The sequence below is a fragment of the Gemmatimonadales bacterium genome (genome assembly GCA_030697825.1).
Taxonomy (GTDB): Bacteria; Gemmatimonadota; Gemmatimonadetes; order Gemmatimonadales; family JACORV01; genus JACORV01.
In genome coordinates, this window is the sequence record JAUYOW010000162.1 from 1 (window position 1) to 2,115 (window position 2,115).

A 2,115-nucleotide genomic window follows, 5' to 3' on the forward strand; every position below is an offset into this window, starting at 1 on the left:
CCCTCGCTGGCCAGGTGCTCAGCCTCACGAAGCTGAACTGGGCCTCAACCGATTCCCTTTGCGCTGAGCCGATTACCACCAAGTACGCCGGTGACATCGCGTACCTCACGGCAGCGTTCATGCGCCAAGCCGGCACGTTCCGTCTTCATCCCGTGCTGGAGCGGACGCCGTGGTTCATCTAGCTAGGTCGCTCTGTCTCTAGGGCAACCGCGGGCGGGGTGGTGCTGCTTATGGTGCCACTTCCGGTGCCACTTCGCCCCGAGAATCCCTCGGATTGGTCGTTTTCGATCCCGGCAGTTCGTCGCGAATCTCCTTGAAACCCGAGAACTTGCCGGAATCCGGACTTTGAACCAAACTGCCTGATAAGCGTGAGGTCGGTAGTTCAACTCTACCCAGGCCCACTACTGCAAGTACGAAGACGCCACGGACGCCAAGTAGCGACAGACAAGGGCCTCGCGAGGAGCGGGGCCTTCTGCATAATAATGGCTAATACGATATTATAATAGCGATATTGACATTATAATGTCGTTGCGGTATACTGGACGCACGAAAGCGAGGACTCCACGAGGCCAACGGGGCGGCCCCAGAGCGCGTTGCGGCATCCACTCAATCACATCCTCGGCACCGAGGCCGCCGTCCGGGTGCTGCGGGTGGTGATGCTATCGGACATCCCGGTCGGGGTCTCCGAACTGGCGCGGCTGACGTCGTTGCAGGCGAGCGGCGTGGCGCGGGTGTGCACCAAGCTCGAGGACCTCGGGGTGATCGAGGCGGTGGGGCGTGGCGCGCGGAACCGGCAATTCCGCCGGGCGGCGCGCTTCGGGCTGTCCGGGTCGCTCATGATGGTGTTCACCCACGAGCGCGGCCGGGCGGAGCAGGTCATGCAGGACCTCAAGGCCGCGGTGCAGACCGGATCCGCGCCCATGCGGGCCGGGTGGATCGAGGGGCCGGTGGCGCGCGGCGCGGACGGTCCGGGAGAGCCGGTCGTGGTGGGGGTGCTGGCCGAGCCGGCGGACGTGGAGAGGGTCCGGGAGGAGGTCTGGCGGAAGCTGCTCGACCTCCAGCTCCAGCGCGATCTCACCATCGAGCTGCGCGTCGTCACGATCGCCGATCTCAAGACCGCCTCCAGGGAGCGACGGGCGGAGCTGGAACAGGTGCTGCCGCTGCTGGGGCCACCGCCGCTCGATCTCCTCGAGTCCAGGGCCGCGAAGGGCGGCCGGACGAACAGCCCTCGGCACCAGAGGCATGGTGACCTTGATGCGCGCTCCCTTGAGCTGGGGCGAATGGTGGCGGACCGCATCCGGCGTGATCCCTCGTTGGTGGACGAGGCGAAGCGCTACATCGAGCGGCGCCTCCCCCTGGCCTCCTCGGGGGAGCGCCTGGAGCTCGAAGAGTGGCGCGGCATTCTGAGGACGATGTCTCTCTCCCGTCTGCGGCGGTTCCTGTTGCAGGACGATGCGCGGGCGACGCGGCTAAGGCAGTCCTCGCCGTTCCTGTCGGCCATCACGCCCGAGCTCCGACAGCTGTTCGCCGGGCCGGCGGGCACGAAGTGACGCGGGAGGAGTTGGAGCACGCCATCCGCGCCGCGTGCGACGTCGCCCAGGACGACGCGGTCTACGTTTCGCCTTTCTGCGGAGGAGTTCCGGAACTTGAGGAGCCAATCTGGCACCTCAAGTTCATGGGGCGGGAGTCGGTGTACGGGCTCTCGCGCAGCGAGGTCGAGCGCGCCAACGGCGCCTCGTCGCCGAGTCCCGCGATCATCGCATTCAGCTCTTCCGCCTGCGCGCGCATCCCCTGCGCCTCGGCCTCCAGCCGGCGCACCAGGTTCGGGGCTGCGGTATTATTCGCTTGGTGCTTGACAGTCACACCCGTCCTGCATAGTTTCACGTTTCATGAAACCTGAAAGACCCCTCTCGTGCCGCTGAAACAACCGTCCCTGAGACCGGGCGATGTCGCCGTCGCCCTCGAGCTCGCGGTACGGCCGGGTCAGGGGCTGGTGCCGCTGGCAACAGCGGTCGGCATCAGCCTTGGGGAGGCGCACAACGCGGTGCGTCGGCTGCGCGCGGCGCGGTTGGTGCGGCCAGACGAGCGACACGTCATTGTACCGTCGCTCCTGGA

Annotated in this window: 4 protein-coding genes; 3 read left to right on the forward strand and 1 reads right to left on the reverse strand. The window is 66.5% G+C overall.

All coding sequences use genetic code 11. The annotated features are described in order from the left end of the window. Window positions 1–182 (forward strand): hypothetical protein (locus tag Q8Q85_08825; protein MDP3774356.1); only part of this gene is annotated, 182 nt, incomplete at its 5' end. 411 nt (window positions 183–593) lie between these two features. After that, a complete protein-coding gene (locus Q8Q85_08830; GenBank protein ID MDP3774357.1) occupies window positions 594–1,550 on the forward strand; it encodes a hypothetical protein in 957 nt (318 codons plus the stop codon). A gap of 61 nt (window positions 1,551–1,611) precedes the next feature. Here the strand turns inward: Q8Q85_08830 and Q8Q85_08835 are convergent, their stop codons facing one another. Further along, a complete protein-coding gene (locus tag Q8Q85_08835; protein MDP3774358.1) occupies window positions 1,612–1,863 on the reverse strand; it encodes a hypothetical protein in 252 nt (83 codons plus the stop codon). Window positions 1,864–1,912: 49 nt separating this feature from the next. Here Q8Q85_08835 and Q8Q85_08840 point away from each other — a divergent pair. Further along, window positions 1,913–2,115: hypothetical protein (locus tag Q8Q85_08840; GenBank protein MDP3774359.1), on the forward strand; the 203-nt coding region annotated here is incomplete at its 3' end.